Source organism: Undibacterium pigrum, from assembly GCF_003201815.1.
Lineage (GTDB): Bacteria > Pseudomonadota > Gammaproteobacteria > Burkholderiales > Burkholderiaceae_D > Undibacterium > Undibacterium pigrum.
Window position 1 is genome coordinate 145,031 of sequence record NZ_QJKB01000002.1, and the last position, 22,543, is coordinate 167,573.

Annotated in this window: 20 protein-coding genes; 10 read left to right on the forward strand and 10 right to left on the reverse strand. The window is 52.0% G+C overall.

What is annotated here, in order from left to right; genetic code table 11:
* The first annotated feature begins 148 nt into the window (after nt 1-148).
* Together DFR42_RS07685 and DFR42_RS07690 are read left to right on the forward strand one after the other, a co-directional pair.
* Nucleotides 149-607, forward strand: coding sequence for an Lrp/AsnC ligand binding domain-containing protein (locus DFR42_RS07685; protein ID WP_110254407.1), 459 nt, complete (start codon nt 149-151; stop codon nt 605-607).
* A gap of 33 nt (nt 608-640) precedes the next feature.
* Nucleotides 641-2,608 carry a GAF domain-containing sensor histidine kinase gene (locus DFR42_RS07690; protein WP_110254408.1) on the forward strand — a complete coding sequence of 656 codons (1,968 nt, stop codon included), beginning with the start codon at nt 641-643 and terminating at the stop codon, nt 2,606-2,608.
* A 952-nt stretch (nt 2,609-3,560) separates the two neighbouring features.
* On the opposite strand, the gene DFR42_RS07700 is transcribed toward DFR42_RS07690, so the two are convergent.
* Nucleotides 3,561-5,072: a response regulator gene (locus tag DFR42_RS07700; protein WP_110254410.1), complete on the reverse strand. Its 1,512-nt coding sequence runs from the start codon at nt 5,070-5,072 to the stop codon at nt 3,561-3,563.
* A gap of 110 nt (nt 5,073-5,182) precedes the next feature.
* Nucleotides 5,183-5,827 carry a LysE family translocator gene (locus DFR42_RS07705; protein ID WP_110254411.1) on the reverse strand — a complete coding sequence of 215 codons (645 nt, stop codon included), beginning with the start codon at nt 5,825-5,827 and terminating at the stop codon, nt 5,183-5,185.
* Nucleotides 5,828-5,999: 172 nt separating this feature from the next.
* Between DFR42_RS07705 and DFR42_RS07710 the strand changes: the two genes are divergently transcribed.
* The 3 genes from DFR42_RS07710 (at nt 6,000) to DFR42_RS07720 (ending at nt 8,832) form a co-directional block, all read left to right on the forward strand.
* Complete coding sequence (locus DFR42_RS07710; protein WP_146218803.1) at nt 6,000-6,332, forward strand: DUF7674 family protein; 333 nt, start codon at nt 6,000-6,002, stop codon at nt 6,330-6,332.
* A 269-nt stretch (nt 6,333-6,601) separates the two neighbouring features.
* Entirely contained in the window at nt 6,602-6,853 is a 252-nt protein-coding gene (locus tag DFR42_RS07715) for a hypothetical protein (RefSeq protein WP_110254413.1), read from the forward strand.
* Between the two features lie 149 nt (nt 6,854-7,002).
* Nucleotides 7,003-8,832 carry an AMP-dependent synthetase/ligase gene (locus DFR42_RS07720; RefSeq protein WP_110254968.1) on the forward strand — a complete coding sequence of 610 codons (1,830 nt, stop codon included), beginning with the start codon at nt 7,003-7,005 and terminating at the stop codon, nt 8,830-8,832.
* Nucleotides 8,833-8,886: 54 nt separating this feature from the next.
* Here DFR42_RS07720 and DFR42_RS07725 read toward each other — a convergent pair whose 3' ends face one another.
* Genes DFR42_RS07725 through DFR42_RS07745 form a run of 5 tightly spaced genes read right to left on the reverse strand, consistent with a single transcriptional unit; the run spans nt 8,887 to nt 13,034 of the window.
* Nucleotides 8,887-10,143: a DUF4214 domain-containing protein gene (locus tag DFR42_RS07725; protein ID WP_110254414.1), complete on the reverse strand. Its 1,257-nt coding sequence runs from the start codon at nt 10,141-10,143 to the stop codon at nt 8,887-8,889.
* Between the two features lie 25 nt (nt 10,144-10,168).
* A complete protein-coding gene (locus DFR42_RS07730; protein ID WP_110254415.1) occupies nt 10,169-11,062 on the reverse strand; it encodes an FAD:protein FMN transferase in 894 nt (297 codons plus the stop codon).
* A gap of 21 nt (nt 11,063-11,083) precedes the next feature.
* Nucleotides 11,084-12,214 (reverse strand): DUF3570 domain-containing protein, encoded by a 1,131-nt coding sequence (locus DFR42_RS07735; protein WP_110254416.1) that lies wholly within the window; start codon nt 12,212-12,214, stop codon nt 11,084-11,086.
* Nucleotides 12,215-12,273: 59 nt separating this feature from the next.
* On the reverse strand, nt 12,274-12,525 hold the full coding sequence (locus DFR42_RS07740; RefSeq protein WP_245936877.1) for a DUF4266 domain-containing protein: 252 nt from the start codon (nt 12,523-12,525) through the stop codon (nt 12,274-12,276).
* Nucleotides 12,525-13,034 carry a TlpA family protein disulfide reductase gene (locus DFR42_RS07745; RefSeq protein ID WP_110254417.1) on the reverse strand — a complete coding sequence of 170 codons (510 nt, stop codon included), beginning with the start codon at nt 13,032-13,034 and terminating at the stop codon, nt 12,525-12,527. Before DFR42_RS07745 ends, DFR42_RS07740 begins: the two co-directional genes overlap by 1 nt.
* Nucleotides 13,035-13,369: 335 nt before the next feature.
* Between DFR42_RS07745 and DFR42_RS07750 the strand changes: the two genes are divergently transcribed.
* The 4 genes from DFR42_RS07750 (at nt 13,370) to DFR42_RS07765 (ending at nt 16,264) form a co-directional block, all read left to right on the forward strand.
* Entirely contained in the window at nt 13,370-13,768 is a 399-nt protein-coding gene (locus tag DFR42_RS07750; RefSeq protein WP_110254418.1) for a carboxymuconolactone decarboxylase family protein, read from the forward strand.
* 34 nt (nt 13,769-13,802) lie between these two features.
* Nucleotides 13,803-14,303: a cupin domain-containing protein gene (locus DFR42_RS07755; RefSeq protein ID WP_110254419.1), complete on the forward strand. Its 501-nt coding sequence runs from the start codon at nt 13,803-13,805 to the stop codon at nt 14,301-14,303.
* 139 nt (nt 14,304-14,442) lie between these two features.
* Nucleotides 14,443-15,507, forward strand: coding sequence for a sensor histidine kinase (locus tag DFR42_RS07760; protein WP_245936878.1), 1,065 nt, complete (start codon nt 14,443-14,445; stop codon nt 15,505-15,507).
* A 13-nt stretch (nt 15,508-15,520) separates the two neighbouring features.
* Nucleotides 15,521-16,264 carry a LytR/AlgR family response regulator transcription factor gene (locus DFR42_RS07765; RefSeq protein WP_110254420.1) on the forward strand — a complete coding sequence of 248 codons (744 nt, stop codon included), beginning with the start codon at nt 15,521-15,523 and terminating at the stop codon, nt 16,262-16,264.
* A gap of 20 nt (nt 16,265-16,284) precedes the next feature.
* Here the strand turns inward: DFR42_RS07765 and DFR42_RS07770 are convergent, their stop codons facing one another.
* The 3 genes from DFR42_RS07770 to DFR42_RS07780 all read right to left on the reverse strand — a co-directional run bounded on the left by DFR42_RS07770 (nt 16,285) and on the right by DFR42_RS07780 (nt 20,200).
* Nucleotides 16,285-16,872 (reverse strand): YdcF family protein, encoded by a 588-nt coding sequence (locus tag DFR42_RS07770; RefSeq protein WP_110254421.1) that lies wholly within the window; start codon nt 16,870-16,872, stop codon nt 16,285-16,287.
* A 94-nt stretch (nt 16,873-16,966) separates the two neighbouring features.
* Nucleotides 16,967-18,895, reverse strand: a complete 1,929-nt coding sequence (locus DFR42_RS07775; protein WP_170133440.1) for a putative bifunctional diguanylate cyclase/phosphodiesterase — start codon at nt 18,893-18,895, stop codon at nt 16,967-16,969.
* A gap of 327 nt (nt 18,896-19,222) precedes the next feature.
* Entirely contained in the window at nt 19,223-20,200 is a 978-nt protein-coding gene (locus DFR42_RS07780) for a D-2-hydroxyacid dehydrogenase family protein (protein ID WP_110254423.1), read from the reverse strand.
* Between the two features lie 383 nt (nt 20,201-20,583).
* On the opposite strand from DFR42_RS07780, the gene DFR42_RS07785 reads away from it, so the two are divergent.
* A complete protein-coding gene (locus DFR42_RS07785; RefSeq protein WP_110254424.1) occupies nt 20,584-22,434 on the forward strand; it encodes a phosphoenolpyruvate carboxykinase (GTP) in 1,851 nt (616 codons plus the stop codon).
* Nucleotides 22,435-22,543: the final 109 nt, after the last annotated feature.

Sequence of the window (22,543 nt, forward strand, 5' to 3'; positions counted from 1 at the left end):
AAAAATAATCAAAACAAATATGATTTCATTGTATAGATGCTCTTCGAGGATTAATTCTGGAAATCAGAACATATATCGAAATTTTCTATTTTGTGAGAAAATTATGCCGAATATTATTAACCACTACACTGACGATTTTTGACTTCTTATGCTCGACAAAATCAGTAAAAGAATTCTGGCCGAATTGCAAAACGATGGCCGTATCAGTAATGTAGAGCTGGCAACCAGGGTAAATCTCTCCCCTGCTGCCTGCCTGGAACGCGTGCGCAAGCTGCAAGAATCCGGCTACATACTAGGATACACAGCCCAGCTTAATCCTCATCTTTTAGATGTGGCTTTGCTGGTGTTCATTGAAGTTGTGCTCGACCGCACGACCCCAGACGTGTTCGACGCTTTCCGGCGTGGCGTACAAGCCATCCCTGAAGTGCTGGAATGCCATATGGTGGCGGGTGGTTTTGACTACCTCGTCAAGGCGCGTGTCAAAGACATGAATGCCTATCGCGATTTCCTCGGTAAATCGCTGCTGCAATTGAATGGCGTGCGCGAAACGCATACCTATGCAGTGATGGAAGAAGTCAAGAATACCAGCTGTCTGCCTATTAAATAAACCTGCTGTCGATATCTCCCTGGGGAGTTGGTCATGGAAGCGCGCCTGGAACGCCTTGAAGCCGTTCAATCCATGGTGCTGGAAATCAGCCAGATTTCTGTTTCTTCCCGCGATGTCACAGGATTCCTGCAAGCAGTGCATCAGGCATTGGGCCGCATCATGTATGCGGCCAATTTCTATGTCGCCCTCTACGATAAACAGCAGCACGCCGTACGCTATGCCTACCGGGTTGATGAAATTGACGCGCCCGTGGATCCGGCTGCCTGGTTTGTGCTGGCCTCGCCCGACCAGTCGCCTACAGCCTGGATCATACTGAATCGCAAGCCCTTGCTGATGACGGCGGAAGAAGATGCCGCCAGAGAAAACGCCGTCATCGCTGCCGGTGGCGAAGCCTGGGGCACAGGCGCCCGCGCTGAGCACTGGATGGGCTACCCGCTGCTGGATCAGCAAAAGCAGCCGCTGGGAGCGATGGTCATACAAAGCTATGAGGTATCGCATACCTATAGCGAAGAAGACCAGGCCTTGTTTGCCCTCATCGCCAATCATATTTCCACCTCCTTGCAGGCCGTGCAAAGTCTGGACCGCCTGGAACAGGCCGTGGCCGACAGGACTGCTCTGCTGGAACATGAAGTGCAGGAAAGACGCCGTGCCGAAACCCTGCAAAGAGTCTTGTATGAAATCGCCGAGCTATCCATCACCGTCACTGAAACCGAGCTGAAATTCTCGCGTCTGCATGACATCGTCAGCCAGCTATTGCAGGTGCCAAATTTCATGGTGGCCCTGTACCTGCCTGAAGAAGATGAATTCAGCATACAGTATATGCGGGATGAAAAAGACGCCGACCTGAAGGGCCAGCGTTTCCCCATGGGGGCAGGCATGACTTCCTATGTGGTTCATCAGCGCCGTGCGCAACTGATAGACCAGCAGCGTTTGCAACAGCTGGTCAGTGATGGTGACATACAGGTACTGGGCAGCAGCGACCTGGTCAGCTGGATGGGGGCACCCATGCTTGCCGATGATTGCATACTTGGCGTTATCATCGTCCAGAGCTACAAGGCCGACATCATCTATACCGAGGCCGATCTTGACCTGCTGGCCTTCGTTGCCAACCATGTTGCCTCTGCCCTGGCGCGTATCAAGGCCGACAGTGACATACGCGAGGCCTATGCCAGGCTGGCACAACAAAACGAAACCCTGAACCATACCCTGGCGGCCCTGCAAACTGCACAGGCTGAACTCATCAGCCAGGAAAAACTGGCTTCGCTGGGACGCCTGGTGGCAGGCGTTGCACACGAAATCAATACCCCGGTAGGCATATGCGTGACAGCCACGAGCCATATGGTCGAAGAGCTGGCCTTGATACGCAAGGACTTTGAGGCAGGTCATCTGAGCAAGGATGGCTTGCAGCAATTTTTCGATATCATGGACCAGTCCCTGCGCATCATGACAAGCAACTGCCAGCGCAGCGCTACCCTGATACGCAGCTTCAAGCAGGTGGCGGTAGACCAGTCTTCAGAAAGCATGCGCGAATTTGACCTGCGTACTTATCTCGAAGAAATCCTGCTGTCTTTGCATCCCAAGATCAAGAATAAAAACATCAGCGTCAAGCTGGAATGTGGCAAGGGCGTGCTGGTCAGGAATTACCCCGGTGCGCTATCGCAGATCATCACCAATATGCTGATGAATGCTATCCATCATGGCTTTGACGGACGTGAGCAGGGCTTAGTGACTATCCGCGTGCAAGTTGTGCAGGATCAGGTGGAGCTGGAATTTGCCGATGATGGCATAGGCATGGATGAAGCTGCCCTGAAAAAATTGTTTGAGCCATTTTTTACGACCAAGCGTGGCCAGGGTGGCAGCGGGCTGGGGGCGCATATTGTGTATAACCTGGTGACTGGGGCTTTGCATGGCACGGTCAGGGCGACCAGTGTACTGGGGGAAGGGTTGCGGTATCAGTTGCGGTTTCCGCAGAGGAGGAGTTTGCCAGTGAAGGAGGGATAGTTTGTCACCCTTCTCAATATGCTTTTGGACATGATTTGAGATAGCAGGCTGGTGATAGGTGGGTTATTAAACTCGTATACTTAACAACGTCATTCCACTGGGCTGGCGCTCCAGCGTGTTTTTGGCTGAAATCCAGGGGCGTTCTTGGTATGCTGTCAGAGATATTAATTTCAGATTCGTATCGTGTTACGTGCTTGATTTTCAAATACCTGTACACGTAAATTGAGATTGCCGGCCGGTGGTAGACCGGCAGCTACATCCCTTTTTGCTTCGCCAAAAAGGGATGCCAAAAAGGCGACCGAGGCGTCGCTGCCCCCTAAAGGGGGTCCCCTTTGCTGCAAGTCAAAAAATGGGAAAGCCCGAAAACTCGCTGCGCTCAAACATCGGTCTTTCTATTTCCATTTTCTGCCTTGCAGCAAAGGCATCGACACATCGGAACTGCAAAGATCAACAACAACCCCCAAAGTCAAAAGCAACGTCAATGCAACCGGGATTCATATTGCATTAAACGTGGTTGATCAACGAGATGTGGTGTTGCTTTTGACTTTGGGTTTGCCGTTGCTGTTGTTGTTTTTGACTTTGGCAGTTCCCATGTGTAGCCGCCGTTTGTGCAGTACAGAAAATGGATTAGAAATGCCCGTGTCTGAGGTGTAGCAGGGGTTTCGAAGTGCATGCACTTCGCCTGCGTAACGGCAATCGCTTGCAAGCGATTGTGCGCCCTGCAAGGGAAGCGAGTTTCGGGCATTTCCCATTTTTTGTACAAACAAACGGGTACCCCGTAGGGGCGGCTACGCCTGGGTCGCCTTCTTTGGCTTACTTTTCTTGGCGAGACAAGAAAAGTGAGTAGCCGCCGGGCTACCCCCGGCCTGCAATCTCAAATGACGTGTATAGGTAACGAATAATATGACTTAAAACAAGGTCGACGATATGTTGAGAAACACCTGCTAAAATCTCAATCCGGAAACCTCGCATTCACCATCAGCGCCTCATCCACATTGGCAATCATCAAATCCACATAACGCGGATCAAGGTGGCTGCCGCTGATGCTTTGCAGGTGGGTGAGGACGGCGTCGAGTTCCCAGGCGGGTTTGTAGCAACGGGCGTGCATGAGGGCGTCGAACACGTCGGCGACGGCGACGATGCGGGCGTAGACGTGGATGTTTTCTCCGCTCAGGCCCTGTGGATAACCACTGCCATCATATTTTTCATGATGCTGGTGGGCGATAATGGCGGCGGCTTTGAGTATCGGTCTTTGTGAACCTTCCAGTATCGATGCACCTACATCGGGATGCTGCTTCATGATTTCCCATTCAGCGACATCAAGCTTGCCGGGTTTCAGCAAGACGGCGTCAGGTGTCGCTATTTTTCCTATGTCATGCATGGGGGCGGCTTGCCGCAGAATATTCGCTTCATCCCTGGGCATGCCGGAGGCAACTGCCAGCAGATACGAAACTTCAGCCATGCGCTGGACATGGTTGCTGGCTTCATGCGAGCGCGATTCCACCACGTCGCCAAGGCGCAGTATCATTTCACTCTGGGTATCGGTGATTTCCTGGTTGAGTAAAATATTATCGAAGGCGATGGCTACGCCAGAAGAAAATACTTCCAGCAATTTTGCATCGATCTCGGCAACATCATGCACGCCCCGGAGTATCAGTAAAGAGGCCTTGCCGCTGCTGTTCGGGAAATAGCCTACATAGGTATCACCATTCAGGAGCGAGATGCGATTGGCGCAGGCTTCGTGTAATTGCTGGACCAGTTCATCGGTAAAAATCTGGCTGTCATCGTCGAACTCGCCTATCTTGGCCAGCACTTCATAACTGTCGGCACCCGAGATGCCACTGGCACCGCGCAGGCGCACCAGCAGGCTTTGTTCCAGCCGCAACAGGGCGACTACCTGCTGTAGCAAGCCATTGGCAAAATCATGCAGGTTACGTTGCTTGAAGATATGGGCAGAGGCTTCGATGACACGTTCCAGGCCTTCGCGATAAGTAGCCTGGAAACGTCTGGCCTTTTCCACATCCATGATATCGCGGTAGGCACGCAGGGCGGCGAACGTGGTGGTGAATAATTTCTTGCGGTCGAGTTCGGTTTTTTCCTTGTAATCATTGATATCGTAATCAACGATGACATTTTCTTCCGGTGCCTGGCCGGGCTGGCCTGTGCGCAAGACGATGCGGGTGAACTGATTGCCCTGTTCCTGACGCAACCAGCGGGCTACTTCGAGGCCGCTGTCTTCTTTTTCCATGACCACATCAAGAAATACCAGAGCAATATCCTGATGGCTGGCCAGCATGGTTTTGGCTTCTGCACCACTGTAGGCATCCAGAAACAGCAGCGGTCGCCCATCCATGCGAAAGCGGCTCAGCGTCAGCTTGGTGACATCATGGATATCAGGCTCATCATCAACCAGCAAGACTTTCCAGGGTGGCAGTGGCTTAGTGCTTGATGACAAGAAAGACATGACGTATATCCCCTCAAAAGCTGCGTGGATGAGTCTGAATTAATTCGGTCTGCTTATGCTCATTATGTATGTATTTTTGTTATCTGTCACAAGAGGTATTTTTCTTGTTTTCAATTTTTATTCGACAAGGCCAGCTTGATACCAAAAGAGACAAACATCAAACCAATGAAGCGGTTCAGCCACAGCGTGACAGCCTGGTTGACTGCCACGCGCTGTCTCGCAAATGCCGTCGACACTGCGAGGATATGACACCAGATCATGCCATTGAAATTAAAAATGCAACCCAGGAAGATCAGGGCCAGCGGCTTGTTGCTGGCATCAGCAGCAATAAACTGCGGCACAAAAGCCAGGAAGAAAATCGCGACCTTGGGGTTGAGTACATTCGTCAAAAAGCCCTGCATGAAAATCTTGCGGTGGCTGAGCAAGGGCTGGCTGGTCGTGCCAGCCTGAACTTGTTCAGCAGATTTTGCCCGGCTTAACAGCATGGATACGCCGACGTACAGCAGATAGGCAGCACCAGCCAGTTTAACGATGGTGAAAGCAGTTGCAGAAGTTGCCAGCAAGGCCGACAAACCCAGTGCCGCCGCCATGATATGTACCATGGTGCCCGCACCTACACCCAGCGCCGCTGCCGACCCGGCACGCCAGCCCTGCGTTGCACTACGCGTCATGATGAGGATGGAATCAGGACCAGGGGCGATATTGAGTAAGATGCCTGCGATGATGAACTGGATGAGGTCTTGCGTGCCTAGCATATATACTCCGGTATGGGATGGGGCGGACAAGGCCTACATTATAATTGGTAATTGGAAAGTGATTATCTCTTGCAAGTTTGAGCCGACTTTTCAGGACGAAAATTTTATAGATACTGCTTAAGCATTACTAATGCCAATACACCCCAGTGTAAAAAAACTTTTGTTGAACATCATGAAGACCTTTCCTGATGTTGCCATACATATGTTGCGGCTGGCCAGGACGCACCGCAGCATCGCACTTTGTACAACAGAAATGGTAGGAGAATTTGCCAGGCTGACTACCCAGGCCATGCGTGATGGCAATCAGGCAGTCGTGCAATCGCATCTGAAGTTCATGTCCGGCTTACTCAGAGTTGCAGACGAAAAAACCAGAGAATATATAGATGTCTATTATGTCGAAGAGTTATTTTTTGGGTTGACTCTCAAGCAAAAGAAAACGGCCTGGTCATGGTTGCCAGCGAATTTGAAACAATTATATGTTGCGATGTGGGGCGAGCTTGAGTGAGACGAATTCCCACGCGCTCATTGAATGCAGCTGTTGAGGATTTTTACAAATGAAGCAGTTTTGGAATAACTTATCCCCCATTTGGAAAACAGTGCTCGCATGCCTGGCGATGGAAACAGGTTTGTTTCTCTTGCTACTCATATTCAGCCGTTCATTGATCATTTCACTGATGGTACAGATAGTGTTATTTGGTCCACCTACCCTGTTCTTCGCTCCCTTTCTCTATAAAAAATATAAGAAACTGGCAGAGAAGAAAAAAGGCTTATTGAGTGAATAGCAAAAAAATCGACTATGACTGGGTCTGTCATGCCTGCTCAGCAGAAAACAGCAAGCAAATCCAGCAGTGCCAGGTTTGTGGCTGCGAAGCTTTTGCCAGCGTGAAGACTATGCAAAAACACACGAACCAGCAGCCCAAAGTTGAATTTCAATTCTCACGTGAGATTGTGGTGGAAGCCTTATCCTGGATAGTGGGAGGCGTTCTTGCGCTTTTATTTAAATATGCTCTCTTAGTGTGGATGTGAAACGAGCATTTTGTGCCCTCGCAATAGCTTATTCCCTATTTGTTGCATAATGACGCTTTTAGTCGGCATATTCGTGTAAATACGAACCAAGTTTTCCCGGGTCCGGTTGAAAACTTGCTGCTGGCTTGTTTAATTTTGCTTCGCATTTCATGTCTATCTCTGCCCAAACAGTAACAACTTCTGACTTATCCACAGTGCAAACCCTGGCAGAATTATTTGCCTGGCGGGTAGCACAAACCCCTGATGCAGAAGCCTACCGGCAATTCGATGATGCCCAGGGCCTGTGGATATCTTATTCATGGCAACAGACGCAAGAGCGCGTCCAGGGTTTTATCAAGGCCTTGTCACCATTGGCGCTGGAGCATGGTTCTCGCATCGCTATTTTGCTGCCAAATGGCTTGCATGCAGTCTGCATGGACCAGGCCGTGCAGGCTTGCGGCTTTGTGCCTGTGCCCATGCATGCGATGGATAACCCGGCCAGTATTGCCTACATCCTCAGTGACAGCGATGCTGCATTCTTAATCGCCGCAAGCGACAGACAATGGAAAGACATCGCCAATGCTGGTCTGGAATTGCCAGCCCTGCGTCAGGTCGTTGTGCTGGAAAAAGAGCTGGATGCTGCAGTCTTGCCAGCCAGTGTTCCTGTCATACAAATCGATGAATGGCTGGCCAGCGCAGCACATCTGCAAGCCAGTGCAAAAGGCCCGGCAGCCGATGATCTGGCGGCGCTGGTCTACACTTCGGGCACGACAGGCAAACCCAAGGGTGTCATGCTGACGCATACCAATGTGGTGTCTAACGTCAAGGCAGTTGTCCACAGGGTGTCGCCGGTTATTAGTGATGTGTTTTTATCCTTCCTGCCCTTGTCGCATACCTTTGAGCGTACTGCAGGTTATTACCTGCCGATAGCTGCTGGTGCCTGCGTCGCCTTCTCGCGCTCGGTCAAGCAATTGCCACAGGATTTGCTGGAAGTGCAGCCTACGATTTTGATTTCTGTGCCGCGCATTTATGAGCGTGTGTATGGTGTGATTCAGACCAAGCTCTCGGCATCAAAATTGCAGGCGAATTTGTTCAATCTGGCGATTGCTACCGGCTGGCGTCGTTTCAGTCGTGAGCAGGGTTTGCTCAAGGGTGATGGCATGACCGCCTTGCTGGACAGCCTGCGCTGGCTGGTGCTGGAACCACTGATCGCCAGCAAGCTCAAGAACCAGTTTGGTGGTCGCTTGCGGGTGGCTGTCAGTGGTGGTGCGGCTTTGTCGCAGGCAATTTCGCAATGCTTCCTGGGCTTGGGCATACCTATCGTCCAGGGTTATGGCATGACCGAGACCGCCCCTGTGGTTTCCTTCAATGCGCCTGATGATAATGATCCCGCCACGGTAGGCCGCGCTGTGGAAAAGGTAGAAGTGCGCATAGGCGAAAATGCAGAATTGCAGGTTCGTGGCCCGAATGTCATGCGTGGTTACTGGAAGCGGGAAGAAGATACCGCCAAGACTTTTATTGATGGCTGGCTGCGTACCGGTGACCAGGCATCCATCGTTGACGGGCGCGTGCGCATCCTGGGCCGCGTCAAGGAAATCATCGTCACCTCTACCGGTGAAAAAATTGCTCCTGTAGACCTGGAACTGGCGATCATGAATGATGCCGTGTTTGAGCAGGCATATGCCTTTGGCGAGAACGCCCCCTTCATCGCCTGTGCCGTGGTGCTAAGCCGTGCCTACTGGCTGGATCTGTCCAGCTCACTGTGCCTGAACCCGGATGATGCAGCCAGCCTGAAATCACCGCAGGCGCAAAAAGCGGTAGTGCAGCGTATCAAGGGCCTGACAAAAGGCTTTCCTTACTATGCACAACCACGCGCGGCGATTCTGACACTGGAACCATGGACGGTGGAAAACACCCTGATCACCCCTACCCTGAAACTCAAGCGCAATAATTTGCTCGCGCATTTTGCTGCGGATATCGAGGCTGTGTATAAGCGCTAACTTATGCACAGAGCTTGGCCAGGTGCTGCAAACTTGCAGCACCTGTGACTTTGTTTAGCCGAACGGAATGAAATCTATGCCGTTCTGTATCTTGGCAACCACCTGTACCTGGTTCTCGGTACTCTCGCTAAAACTGGCGAGTATGTCGGCTCTTGTCATGCCCTTGCTGACTTGCCCATTCCAGTAATCAAAGCCTGCCTGGTCTGGTGTCCGGTGCAGCACATTACTGTACAGGGCAGTCAGGAAGGCATTGTCAGAGATATTTGCCCCATACAATTGCTTGAACTCGGCGGAAATGACAAAGCTGGCAGCAACCTGGTTCAGTGTTGATCCCTTGTCCATCTGCCCTATCCAGTAACCCAGGCCAGGCAAATCCGGGGTGCGGTTGAAGGCAGCCTGGTAGATACGGTAAGCTACACCCGCCGTGCTATTGATATCCAGTGCCACGCTCATGTCAGCAAATTGCAGTCGTTCTACCTGATTGACAGTATCCGTACCCTCAGCCCCGGTTTTATCCTGGACAGTAAAATTGGCACCGGATGCAGTGATGTTGAAGTCACTGCGCTTGCCAGCATAGATGGCAATGTCCAGGCCTGCGCCACCATTGATGATGTCATTTCCGGCCAGTCCATTGAAACTGTCATTACCTGCAGTACCGCTGAGGCTGTCGTTACCCGCCGTACCGACGATGCCACCCGGTACCGCCTTGACGGCGGTAGTGAAAGAATAGCTGCTCGTGCCTATGTAGTTGTTGCCAGCAATATCCTTGATGGCGCCTGAAGGGATATTGAGCTTGTAAGTGCTGCCATTATTGAGGTCATTGGTCGGGTTGATGGTGACCGTATTGCCGCTGATAGTGACATTGCTGCTTTGAGCAATATTGTAGCTGGCGACTGTACTGCCATCGGCGTTTTGCAGGCTGATGGTGCCGCTGCCAGCCTTGACCGGTTCGCTGAAGGTCAGCACGATATCGCTATTGGTGGCAACGCTGCCAGCCAGCGTTGCCGGGCTGAAACTGATTACTGTAGGCGGTGTGGTATCGCCAAAAAAACTCAGCAAATCCAGCGTATCCTGGCCATTATTGAATACCAGTCTTTCCATGTTGAACAGGGTGGCATGCAATTCGCCGCTTGCTCCGGACAGAGTATCGATGTGCACAGAGCCATCAGCTGCCTTGGTAATGGTATAACTGGAGCGCAGTGAAGTACCCAGATTGAGGGTGTCTATACCGCCCTTGCCATCGAGTGTAAAAGTCGATGGATTAATGACGGTCCAGGTATTATTGCCATCGTCGCCGACTACGGTAGTCATGATAGATACTCCTTAAATTCTCTGTTCAGGCTGTAGCCTGAGTATGTACTCTGCCCTGCTGGTCAATCGCCAGGAAGCGCAAGCCGGTTTGCTGTAAATATGCCAGCGCATTTGCTTCTTTCAACATGCCTATGGTGGTGCAACTGCCAGCCAGCGCGGCCACAGGTGCCAGTACGCTGATACTGCGCCACTGCCTGACCGGCATGCCGGTCTGCGGGTTCAGGATATGGCAATAACGTTGTCCAGCCACTTCCATATACTTTTCATAATCACCACTGGTTGCCAGCGCCCCTGTCGTCAGGGGAATGCTGGCAATAATCTTGTCTGGCTGGCGTGGGTCTTGTATGCCCATGATCCAGGCCTGGCCATCCGGCTTGGGGCCCAGCACCCGTATATCACCACCCAGATTGACATAGCCATGCGTGACGCCTGCTACCTGTAATACGGATGCTGCCCGGTCTGCTGCATATTCCTTGCCAAAGCCACCAAAATCAATCTCCATGCCTGCCAGCGGCAATCTCAGCTTGTTATCTGCTCTCTCCACCTTGTGCCAGCCTATACGCTGGCACAAAGCCTGCACTTCATCTTCTGCCGGCAAGCGCTGGTTCTTGAAGTCCCAGGCCTGGCGCAGTATGCCTGCCGTGATATCGAACAAGCCATCGCTGGCCTGGTACAAGGCCTGGGCATAATCAAACAAGGCCACAGTCTCTTCATCACAGGCTATTGCATCCCCGCCCGCCTGAGCATTGATGCGTGAGACTATGCTGTCCGGTCTATAACGCGAATACTTGACTTCTATCCTTCTGACTTCCGCAATCGCTTCCTGTGCTTTGGCAAACATCGCCTGTTCATCATCGTCTGCAATGACAACTTCACAAGTGCTGGCCATGGCCTTGAAAGGGATGCGGTAAATCTGCATAAATCTATCAGTACACCAGCACTAAAATTGCCGTGACAAACCCAGCTGTACAGTCCTGGCATCAAAGGGCAACAGCCCCGGGCTGCCGCTGCCAAACAAACGCCATGAAGCGCGTTGCTGGTATTGCTCATACTTCACATCGACTTGCCAGTCTTCATTGATTTGCTTCGCCAGTTTGATACCCACGGTACGTGCGCCATACGCCGACACGCGCTGGTCCTCAGAATAATGCTGCGCACCATCAGGCGGGTTGGGGGCAAACGGATACATTTCCGGCCTGGCATCAACGTAGAAACTGGCGGCACTCTGGCTATAGATGCGCAATATCGGCGTGACACTCCAGCCCAGGCCTAAGGGCTGGGTATATTCCAGACCGAAGGTATGCGACCTGATCTTCCAGCTATCACCAAAATAGCGGTAACTGAGACGGGCACTGCCGCCTGTTGCATCGAAATGATGGTTCCAGCGCGTCAACAAGGTATAGCTGTTGCGTTCATCCGGGCGCTTGTCAAAAGCCTTATAGGGGTCAGACAAATAACCTTTGGCATGGGCCAGGCCCAGATTGACCTGCACGATATCATTTATGCTCATGACCTGGGTCAGGCCCAGCAAGGCATCGCTCACCTGCTTGTTTTCACCTTTGATCCTGCCGGTCGAGGCACTGACGGTATCATTGGCAAACCCCAGGCCCGCTGTCCATGTGGTATTTTTATCTTCGCTGAACTGGCTGCCCTGTACTGACATGCCGCGCGAAATATAGTCTGCCTCGCTGGATGCCGTAGCACCCAGGGTCAGTGTGTGATGCGGGAAATAACGGGTGACTTCGGCATCCAGTGCCCGGCGAAAATCCCTGAGCTTGACCAGGCCATAACTATGAAAGGCGGGCGAGGCACCAGAAATACTATCGGTGACATAAGTCGCACCAACTGACCATTCATCCGACAGCGGTGCCATGATCTTGAGGGCGCTGGCCTGTACCTTGACGCGTTCTTCGCCTGGCTGGCTGTCCTTGTAATCAAGTAATTTCAGGCTGATCAGGCCCTTGTCCGGTGCTGACTCCGCATGTGCAGCCTGCATCATGGGCAGTGCCAGTGCAGCAGCCAGCAAAGTGCTGGCCAGATTGTCAGGGGTCTTGGGGATGACTGGTTTCATGCTTTTTCCTGAGCCTTGTCCTTACTTATTCATGCTTTTACTTACGCTTGTTTTAATCTTTAGTTGCAGCCACAACCGCCGCCACCCACACCTGTGCCACCAAAGGCAGATTCCTTGCTGGAATAAGTATGTTCGGCGAATTTGTTTTCCAGCGCATCATGGGTAAAGGTCATTTCCTTCTTGGCCAGCTTGCCTTTTTCCCAGGGCTGTACGGCCTGCACCAGTTGCATATTGCCGCAAGCACTGCAGGAAAGCACCAGGCCCAGCAAAACCAGTTTGCGCACATATGTACCATGTATGAATTGCATCATCATTTATTCCCCAGGCCTGCCTGTATGGCTTGTTCAATTTTTGTCTTGCTGGCTTCAGTAAAGCCTGCGTGCTGGTACAGTACCTTGCCATCCCGGTCTATCAGTATGCTGCTGGGCATGCCCTTGATTTCATACTGACGCGGCATGACTCCCTTGGGATCATAGGCGATATGAAAATTGCCGGGTGTGGATTTCAGGAATTCCTGCGCTTCTTCCGGCTTGCTGTCGAGGTTGATGGCTACTACCTGGAAACCTTGCGCACCGTACTTGCTTTGCATGGCATTCATCCACGGGAAGGATTGTTTGCATGGCCCACACCAGGATGCCCAGAAATCCAGATAAACGACTTTGCCGCGATAATCAGCCAGCTGTATATTGCCCTTGCTGCTCTGGGCGCTGAACTCAGGTGCGGGTTTGCCAGTTTCCAATGCAAGGGCAGGCATGTTCCAGCCTGCCAGAACGATCAAGGCAGTCGCCAACGACTTTAGCTTCAGATTCAGAAATACCATGTTCTAGCCTTGCAGGAAAAATGATTGCCAGCCTTGCATCAGCAAAAAGTAGCTCGCGTTTTACATCCATCATAAGCCCTGTGCAGCGCAAATAAATCCCGGCTTTAGTAAAGATAGCGCGTTTTCTGTAAAGAACTGTAACCAATAAAGTGTGAAAGACAAGTCTGCACTCAAACAAGTTGTCTTATAAATATATTTCTCCTGGAAAAGGGTAATGCAACCTAAAAACAACAAATCGCTTTGCTGTTTTGACCCTCCCGCACTATCTGGCTAGCATGCCTTAACAGAAAAATCACATTGAGTCTAACTGAGCTTAACAAGGAGTCTATATCGCAATGGATAAGCAAACCGACCAGCAATTTCAGGATGGCCTGCATATACGCAAACAAGTCATGGGTGATGCCTTTGTAGAAAAGGCCTTCAGCAATACCGATGCCTTTACCGCACCGTTGCAGGAATTTGTCACCCGCAATGCCTGGGGTACGGTCTGGTGCCGTGATGGTCTGGATTTAAAGACGCGCAGCCTGATCACCCTGTCCATGCTGACCGCTTTGGGACGGGCTCACGAGATCAAGGGCCATGTTCGTGGTGCTGTCAATAACGGCGCCAGCATGAAAGAAATACAAGAAGTACTATTACATGCCAGCGTGTATTGCGGTATGCCGCTGGCCATCGACGCCTATCGCTCTGCTCATGAAGTCTTGCTGGAGATGGGCAAGATAGACATAGCCTAAATAATAGCCACCTGATATTTCCAAGGAAGCAGATATGACAGAGAAAAGAAAAGCCATCGCACTCACGGAGGACGGGATAACCCGTCCGTTTGTGGTGGAGGATGTACCCTGGGATGAATATTCCCACGGCCAGAGTTTTGGTTCACGTTACCGTCAGTTAGGCCAGTATGGCGGTTGCCAGCACATAGGCGTCAGCATGGAAGAACTGTCACCCGGCAAACTTGCCTGCCCCAACCATTATCATTATCTGGAAGAAGAACAATTGATGCTGCTCGATGGCAGCCTGACCCTGCGCATGGGTGAGCAGACCTATATCATGAAAGCGGGCGATTACATGGTATTCCCGGCCGGACAAAAGGTGGGGCACAGTCTGTACAATCATACCGATGCGGTATGCCGCTACCTGATCATAGGCGAGCGTAATCCGCATGACGTGATTGTCTATCCCGACACCAATCGCATCAGTGTCGTGCTGGCCGGCGAGGGCTATGACAAGGCAGCCACGCTGCAATACTGGGAACGTGAGAAAGATTGAAAGGGGCTGTAAGGTATCAGGCAGCGGTACAGGCTTTGCAATTAAGTCCTCTAATTCCTCATTTGGTGTCATCACAGTGGCTGTCCGGCAAAAATTGCCGGATACTCTGCATGGTCTTGATTGAATGAAAGGATAAGTGATGCGCCGCTTGTGGCTTTTTTATACCCTGGCCTGGCTAGCGTATTCCATCTTGATTGCGATGGCGATACAGGTCGACGGCTTGTCCAAAGGCCAATTTGACTTGCAACTGGCGCTGTATTCTGAAATCAATACTTTGCCGGCGGCGCTGACCCTGGCCTTTATCTGGCCCCTGACTGGCGTGATGGAACGCAAGGCTTTGCGCCCCATCACTATCGTGTTTGTCCACATCCTGTTGTCAGTGGTATTCGGCTTTTTCTGGCACTACATGGTCAGTGGATTCATGCAATTGATAGTGCATATCAAAGAAATCATAGAAGTACGCCCCCTGAGTGCCTATATCTGGCCCTTCCTGTACAGCCTGATGATGTATGGCGTGGTTGCCGCTATTTTTCATTCCGTGCGTTCCAGCGAGGCGCGTCGCATGCAGGCCCTGGCTGCATCCCAGGCTCAGGGTTTGCTGGTGGTGGCCGAGCTGGCCAGCCTGCGCAATAAACTCAATCCCCACTTCCTGTTCAATACCCTGCATTCCATCATTGCCCTCATGCGCAAGGATGGCAAGGCGGCTGAGGCGGCCCTGTTCCGCTTCTCTGACATGTTGCGCTATGTGCTGGATGCAGAAAAAAATGGCACTACCCATGTTGCCCTGGAAGATGAACTCAATTTCGTGCGTGACTACCTCAACCTGGAAGCGCTGCGCCTGGGTCACAGGCTGAATGTGGACTGGCAGCTTGATGAAATGGCAGGTGGCTTTGGCCTGCCGCCGCTGACAGTCCAGCCATTGGTGGAAAACAGTATCAAACATGCCTTCAACCCACGCGCCCAGCCTGGCAAGCTGCTCATCAAGACCAGGCTCAAGGCCTTGCATGGCGAGCTGGAAATCACTATCCGCGATGATGGCCCCGGTGCTGAACTGGCCGATGTACATGCTTCCAGCGGTATAGGCGTGAAAACCGTAGAACGACGCCTGCATCTGGAATATGGCGGGCGTTCCAGTTTCAGCATAGATACTGCACCCGGACAGGGTTTTCAAATATGTTTGACCATACCTATTTCTTCAGTCTGATCTGGCAGCCAACATGACTAAAATTAAAACCGCCTTTATTGCAGAAGATGAACCACTGGCACGCGAAGTCTTGCGCGATGCCATCAGTGACAGGCCAGAGCTCAGCCTCATCGGTGAAGCTGCCGATGGTGTCACGGCTCTGGCGCAAATCAATTTGCTGAAACCTGACGTGGTGTTCATGGATATACAAATGCCCGAGATGACTGGCCTGGAAGTCTTGCGCCGTCTCAGCCATTTGCCTGACATAGTCTTCACGACGGCGTATGACCAGTATGCGGTGACGGCCTTTGAATTGCATGCAGTGGATTATCTGCTCAAGCCTTTTTCACGCGAGCGTTTTGATGCGGCGGTAGACCGATTGCTGGATGCGCCGCCTTCCATGCAGGCGATGGAACATGCCTTGAACCTGGCGGCAGGCCGTGACACCGGGCGGCTGGAACGCATACTGGTGCGTGACCGTGGCCATATCTTCCCGGTCAATGTGAATGACATCGCCTACCTGAAGGCCGATGCCAAATACACCGCCATCATCGTTGGCGACAGAACCCACCTGGTCAGGCTGGGCATTACTGAACTGGAAACCAGGCTGGACCCGGCGCGCTTTATACGGATACACCGCTCCTTGCTGGTGAACCTGGATTTCGTCGAATCCATGAAAGCCGATGAGCAATCGCAATTGCGTCTGCATATGCGCGATGGCAGTGTCTTGCTGGCAAACCGCGAAGCATCCAGGATGCTGCGCGATATGTCGATCTGATCAATATTGAACCTGCAGATTTATTGCACTTGTGGATTGCTGAAGGTATATTCAAAATACGCAAACACTTCACGTGTCAGCGAATAGGCATCCCGTATTTCGTAGTCGGTGGAATGCACGTGCCCCACGGGTTCGACACCAAATTTTTTCATCGCCAGTTGAAAGCGCGCTATATGAAAAAACTGGCTGACCAGCATGCTGGACTTCCAGTTTTTCTCGTGCATCAGCGTGGCCGCTGCTCTGGCTGTGGCAAAAGTATTGATGCCCTGATTATCGGTATACACAGCCGCCACCGGTACGCCGTGCTCAACCAGGTAATTTTTCATGACTTCGGCTTCATCATGGCCTTCTTCACCTGTACCACCGCTGACCAGGATAGCCTTGCACTTTTGTGCCATATACAGGCGCAAGGCGGCGTTCAGGCGGCCACGCAAGCGGTCGGATGGTTTGCCATCAGGGTTGACAGTATTGCCCGGCACGATGGCCAGATCGGCCACCACGATCTGGTCACGCAAACCCAGGGTGGAAATGGCTGCCGCCATGAACAGGAGGCAGATCAGCAGCGCCAGGCTGAACTGTTTTATTTTCTTTTGCAGTGTATAAGGCATGTAAGCATGGCGAATAATGAAGAGGAACCCGCATGCTAAGCCTTTTCAGGTATGAATGCAAAATCATGCTCAGGCTAGCTGCATTCTTCCGGTCTCAGGCAGATAACATGGCACGCCGGTTGATCTGCCAGGACCTGGCCCATTGGCTGAAGACATCGGCAGGCATGGGTTTGCAGAAATAATAGCCCTGGCCAGTATCACAGCCCATCTCCTGCAGTTGCTGCTCGGTTTTGGCACTTTCTATGCCTTCGGCTACTACCTTGAGGTTGAGGTTATGCGCCAGTTGTATGGCTGACAGCACAATGGCACGGCAACTGGCATCAATCGCCATGGTGCGCATGAAACTCTGGTCTATTTTGAGTTCATCTATCTTCAGGTTTTTCAGGTACGACAGTGAAGAGTGACCCACACCAAAATCATCAATAGACAGACGGAAGCCCAGTTTATGCAAACCCAGTATGGTTTGCGTGGCAACTTCTGTTGAATCGACAAAGCCGGTCTCGGTCAGTTCCAGCACCACATATTCTGCGGGCAAGTTGAATTCTTTCAGTAGTCCGTGCAGATTATTCACAAGCTCACCATCCATCAGGCATCTGGCGGAGAGATTGATGGAGACGTTGAGGTTCAGGCCCTCGCCACGCCATCTGGCCAGCTGACCAAAGGCTTCGCGCATGACCCACAGGGTAAAGGGTTTGATAAGGCCGGATTTTTCTGCAATCGGTATGAATTCAGCAGGAGCGATAGGGCCAGCTACCGGGTCTATCCACCTTGCCAGGGCTTCGGCGCCGGTGACGGCACCGGTTTTTAAATCGATCTGAGCCTGGTAATGCAGGCTGAGCCCGCCTTTTTGCAGGGCCTCATGCAATTGTATGAAGAGCTGTTGCTGGCGGCTGAATTGCTGTTCTTGTCTTTCATCAAAAAAGGCCAGGTTGTGATTGGCAAACTGGGCTTGCAGCATGGCCTGGGTTGCCTTGCGTAGCAGGGTATCAGCATCTTCGCCATGTCTGGGGAAGCTGGCGATACCTATCGTATGATCGATGTGGATGGCATAGTCATTGATTTTATACTCAAGACGAAAAGCCAGGATTTCCCTGATGATGTCAGTGGCAGTGATATCTTCAGAATGCTTGCGGTAGATACAGACAAATTCATCACGCCGTATGCGTGCAAAGATGCCACGTGAACCTACTGCGGCTGTCATGGTGTTGGCAATATTGCGTATCAGTTTGTCACTGGCATCGGTACCGATGATATTGCTGGTCTCAAACATTTTTTTGAGACGTATATGCGCTACCAGCAGGGTATGCCCGCGTTCCTGGGCCAGGCTGATTTCGCGGTTGAGTATGTCCAGCAGACGCAGGCGATTAGGCAAGCCAGTGACGGTATCCTGGTATGCAGCCTGTTCCAGTTTGTTGGTGTAGTCGCGGTTTCTGGCCTGTATGCCTTGTTCGCTGACATACAGTTTTTCTTTCAACAGACTGTGACTGAAGTTGTAGGCCAGGGCGATGCCGGTATACAACAGCATGGCCACACTGGCCTGCACCATGAATTTTTCATCATAGACATAAGCGAAGGAAAATTCGCGGACGCCCCAGATGCTGAGCAACATGGACATCAGCCACAGCAAACTCCAGCGCGCACCCTGGCGCTGACCCTTGAGCCACAAGGCCAGGAAGGGGAAAGCATATATCCACACTACCCCGCTGCCAGCGATGCCACCCAGCACCACCAGTGCCACGCAACTTCCCAGGCCAAACAGCAAGAGCAAGGATTCAGCCATGGTCAGCAACTGGTCCTTGCCTGACAACAGGAATGCCGCACCCAGTACCAGCACGGCGCTGAGTGCCAGGATCAGGCCAGGCAGGCGGTAGCCAGACTGCAGGTAATTCGCCAGGCCTAGCAGCAAAGCGCAGGGTAAAGCCACATACACCAGTTGCCGCACATGGGGTTTGCGTTCACTGGCACTCATCTCATGTGCTGCCAGCATGCCCAGCATGCCTTTCAGAAATCCGGAATGTAGCATCTGTTGTCTCATCGCAAAGCTCTCCTCTGCAATCAATACCGTCCATATTGACGCAGCTATCAGGTGATAGAGGCAATGCCAGTTTCAGGATTTATTAATGGGCGGCAAATATTGGCAGAAAGTCTGCGTCAGGAAAATCTGCCATTTACGTGACAGCGCCCTTGCCTGCTGGCTATGAGATTAAAGTTTAGTGCATTTTTTACAAAGTTAAAGTATTTGCAATGTTATTTTTGAAATAATTTTTCACCTGTTGGAAAATGCACACCTTTCCTTTAATTTTCTTTAATGAAATGCGTGAGATGTGATTTGGCTACATGCAGCCTGGGTTTAAGTTGCCTGCAATATGTTTTGCGGATTGCCATTAGCAAAATCGACGATGTTCTGGAAAGCAATGCGGAAATACAGTTCATAGCTACCTTGCTCTACATAACCCAGATGCGGGGTGGCCAGGACATTTTCCCTGTGCAGCAAGGGATGATCCCTGGCAACGGGTTCGCTCTCGAAAACATCAATCGCAGCAAAGCCGGGGCGGCCAGCATCGAGTGCTGCTTCCAGGGCACCTTGCTGCACCAGTTCGGCACGGCTGGTATTGACGAACAGGGCATCCGGCTTCATCAGTGCCAGGTCAGTCTGGCTGACGATGCCACGGGTAGCATCGTTGAGGCGCAGATGCATGCTGATGATGTCGCATTCAGCAAAAAAGGCTTCTTTGGAGTTTGCTACCAGCAAACCATCTGCGGCTGCCTGCGTAAGGCTTGGTTCACGTCCCCACACCATGACCTGCATGCCAAAGGCCCTGGCATAGCCAGCGATCATCTTGCCTATCTTGCCATAGCCCCAGATACCCAGAGTACGTTTCTTCAGGACACGGCCCAACTGGTTGTGTGCTGGATCGAGGGAAGAGGTTTGCCAGACACCATCCTGCAACAGTTGAGCGTAACTGGTCAGCTTGCGTGACGCCGCCATGATCAGGGTCCAGGTCAGCTCAGCTGGCGCAGTAGGGTCACCTATGCCTTCGGCGATGGCAATACCCAGTTCATGGGCGGCGGCAATGTCGATGTTGCCTGCGACTTTGCCAGTCTGGGAAATGAGCTTCAGATTCGGCAGCTTTTGCATCAGGGCACGGTTCAGGCGGGTGCGTTCACGTATAAGTACGACAGCGTCAAAAGCCTGCAGACGTATCGCCAGCTGGCCTGTACCCACGGCAGTATTGTTGAAGACTTTGACTTCATGGTCCTTCAATAATTCAAAGCAAGGCAGTTGCCGGACTACGTCCTGGTAATCATCAAGTATGGCTATTTTCATGGTTTATCCTCATTCGTCCTTATACATTCTTTAAAATCCGGGAAAATTCGTATTCCTGCTTTTATTCAGATTTGCGTTGAAAAATCTTCACTTTCATAAAACGTAAAACAATGATAATGAAACTGAGGCAAAATTCGCTTCCTGCCAGACTCGCGTGTACAATGTCCGCCTACGTAGCTTTTAGATTCTTCCGCCCCGCGCCATCCTGCCGGGCGCAAGCCAGGAGCCAAGACACCCTCTTGTCTTCGTATTATCCGACAGAACCGCCGCTATGGTGTTCGCCTTGCTTGAGCGCTCCTGCGATCGCATCGCCACAATCTAACGACGATCCTGCCGTGCCGCTACACCGGTTTTTTTATTGAAATGGCATTGGAGGTAGTATCGTGAATCAACCCATCATGAAAGGTGTGGCTGCATTAAACGCACCCGCTTACGTGAAACATCAGAAATTGATCAACTGGATCGCCGAAATGGCGGCCTTGACCAAACCTGACAATATCTATTGGTGTGACGGCTCGCAAGAAGAGTATGACCGTCTGTGCGCACAAATGGTTGCCGCTGGCACCATGAAGAAGCTCAATGAAGCCAAGCGCCCGAATAGTTACCTGGCCTGCTCCGACCCATCGGACGTGGCCCGTGTCGAAGACCGCACCTATATCTGTTCGACCAATAAGGAAGACGCAGGCCCGACCAATAACTGGATGGCCCCCGCAGAAATGCGCGCCACCCTGAACCCCATGTTTGATGGCTGCATGCGTGGCCGCACCATGTATGTCGTGCCTTTTTCCATGGGCCCGCTGGGCTCACCTATCGCCCATATAGGCGTGGAATTGTCTGATTCCCCTTACGTTGCCGTCAACATGCGCATCATGACGCGCATGGGCCAGGCGGTATATGACGTACTGGGTACGGACGGTGATTTCGTTCCTTGCGTACACACAGTAGGCGCACCATTGGCAGAAGGCCAGGCCGATGTGGCATGGCCATGCAATAACACCAAATACATCGTGCATTATCCAGAAACGCGCGAAATCTGGTCTTTTGGTTCCGGTTACGGTGGCAATGCACTGCTGGGCAAGAAATGTTTTGCCCTGCGTATCGCCTCCACCATGGGCCGTGACCAGGGCTGGCTGGCAGAACATATGCTGATCCTCGGTGTAGAGTCGCCAGAGGGCAAAAAGCATTATGTCGCAGCAGCCTTCCCGTCTGCCTGCGGCAAGACCAATTTCGCCATGCTGATCCCCGCCATCAAAGGCTGGAAAGTCACAACGATTGGTGACGACATCGCCTGGATCAAACCTGGTGCAGATGGCCGTTTGTATGCCATCAACCCGGAAGCCGGTTATTTTGGCGTGGCACCTGGTACCAATACTGCCACCAATTCCAACTGCATGGCATCTCTTACAGCCAACACCATTTTCACCAATGTCGGCCTGACCGATGATGGCGATGTCTGGTGGGAAGGCATGAGCAAGGAAGCCCCAGCGCACCTGATAGACTGGCAAGGTAAGGACTGGACACCAGAAATCGCCAAGGAGACTGGCCGTAAAGCCGCCCATCCAAATGCGCGTTTCACGGTGGCTGCAACACAAAACCCTGTCATTGATGCAGCATGGGATGACCCGGCTGGCGTGCCTATCTCTGCCTTCATCTTTGGTGGCCGTCGCTCAACGACCGTGCCTCTGGTGACCGAAGCCCGTAACTGGGTAGAAGGCGTCTACATGGCAGCGACCATGGGTTCTGAAACTACGGCTGCAGCCGTAGGCCAGCAAGGCGTGGTACGCCGTGATCCTTTCGCCATGTTGCCTTTCATGGGTTACAACATGAGTGACTATTTCCAGCACTGGCTGGACATGGGCAAGAAGATAGAAGCAGCGGGCGCTACACAGCCAGCCATTTTCTGCGTCAACTGGTTCCGTACGGATGACAACGGCAAATTTGTCTGGCCAGGTTTTGGCGACAATATGCGCGTGTTGAAGTGGATGCTGGAACGCATAGAAGGCAAGGCCAATGGTGTGGAAAACATCTTTGGTGTTACCCCTACCTTTGCCGACCTGAACTGGGAAGGCCTGAACTTCACGCAAGCGCAGTTCGATACCATCACTTCCATCGACAAGGCAGCCTGGGAAGCAGAGTTGAAACTGCATGCCGAGTTGTTTGAAAAACTGGCTTACCATTTGCCAGCTGAGCTGGAAGCGACCCGCGTCGCCCTGGAAAAACGCCTGGCAGCCTGAGTTTCAGGCTTCATGCATTAACAAGAACGCGGCTACGGCCGCGTTTTTTGTTTTTTAGATAAGCTGGAAAAGCTTACCGAACGGGTGTATAAATATCGACTGGCTACTT

Bases quoted from the DNA above. Each gene is read 5' to 3' on its own strand.
- DFR42_RS07690 (WP_110254408.1), top strand. From the start codon at position 641: ATGGAAGCGCGCCTGGAACGCCTTGAAGCCGTTCAATCCATGGTGCTG.
- DFR42_RS07700 (WP_110254410.1), bottom strand. From the start codon at position 5,072: ATGTCTTTCTTGTCATCAAGCACTAAGCCACTGCCACCCTGGAAAGTC.
- DFR42_RS07710 (WP_146218803.1), top strand. From the start codon at position 6,000: ATGAAGACCTTTCCTGATGTTGCCATACATATGTTGCGGCTGGCCAGG.
- DFR42_RS07780 (WP_110254423.1), bottom strand. From the start codon at position 20,200: ATGAAAATAGCCATACTTGATGATTACCAGGACGTAGTCCGGCAACTG.
- DFR42_RS07720 (WP_110254968.1), top strand. From the start codon at position 7,003: ATGTCTATCTCTGCCCAAACAGTAACAACTTCTGACTTATCCACAGTG.
- DFR42_RS07725 (WP_110254414.1), bottom strand. From the start codon at position 10,143: ATGACTACCGTAGTCGGCGACGATGGCAATAATACCTGGACCGTCATT.
- DFR42_RS07770 (WP_110254421.1), bottom strand. From the start codon at position 16,872: ATGCCTTATACACTGCAAAAGAAAATAAAACAGTTCAGCCTGGCGCTG.
- DFR42_RS07750 (WP_110254418.1), top strand. From the start codon at position 13,370: ATGGATAAGCAAACCGACCAGCAATTTCAGGATGGCCTGCATATACGC.
- DFR42_RS07760 (WP_245936878.1), top strand. From the start codon at position 14,443: ATGCGCCGCTTGTGGCTTTTTTATACCCTGGCCTGGCTAGCGTATTCC.
- DFR42_RS07685 (WP_110254407.1), top strand. From the start codon at position 149: ATGCTCGACAAAATCAGTAAAAGAATTCTGGCCGAATTGCAAAACGAT.
- DFR42_RS07740 (WP_245936877.1), bottom strand. From the start codon at position 12,525: ATGATGCAATTCATACATGGTACATATGTGCGCAAACTGGTTTTGCTG.
- DFR42_RS07705 (WP_110254411.1), bottom strand. From the start codon at position 5,827: ATGCTAGGCACGCAAGACCTCATCCAGTTCATCATCGCAGGCATCTTA.
- DFR42_RS07745 (WP_110254417.1), bottom strand. From the start codon at position 13,034: ATGGTATTTCTGAATCTGAAGCTAAAGTCGTTGGCGACTGCCTTGATC.
- DFR42_RS07730 (WP_110254415.1), bottom strand. From the start codon at position 11,062: ATGCAGATTTACCGCATCCCTTTCAAGGCCATGGCCAGCACTTGTGAA.
- DFR42_RS07775 (WP_170133440.1), bottom strand. From the start codon at position 18,895: ATGCTACATTCCGGATTTCTGAAAGGCATGCTGGGCATGCTGGCAGCA.
- DFR42_RS07755 (WP_110254419.1), top strand. From the start codon at position 13,803: ATGACAGAGAAAAGAAAAGCCATCGCACTCACGGAGGACGGGATAACC.
- DFR42_RS07735 (WP_110254416.1), bottom strand. From the start codon at position 12,214: ATGAAACCAGTCATCCCCAAGACCCCTGACAATCTGGCCAGCACTTTG.
- DFR42_RS07765 (WP_110254420.1), top strand. From the start codon at position 15,521: ATGACTAAAATTAAAACCGCCTTTATTGCAGAAGATGAACCACTGGCA.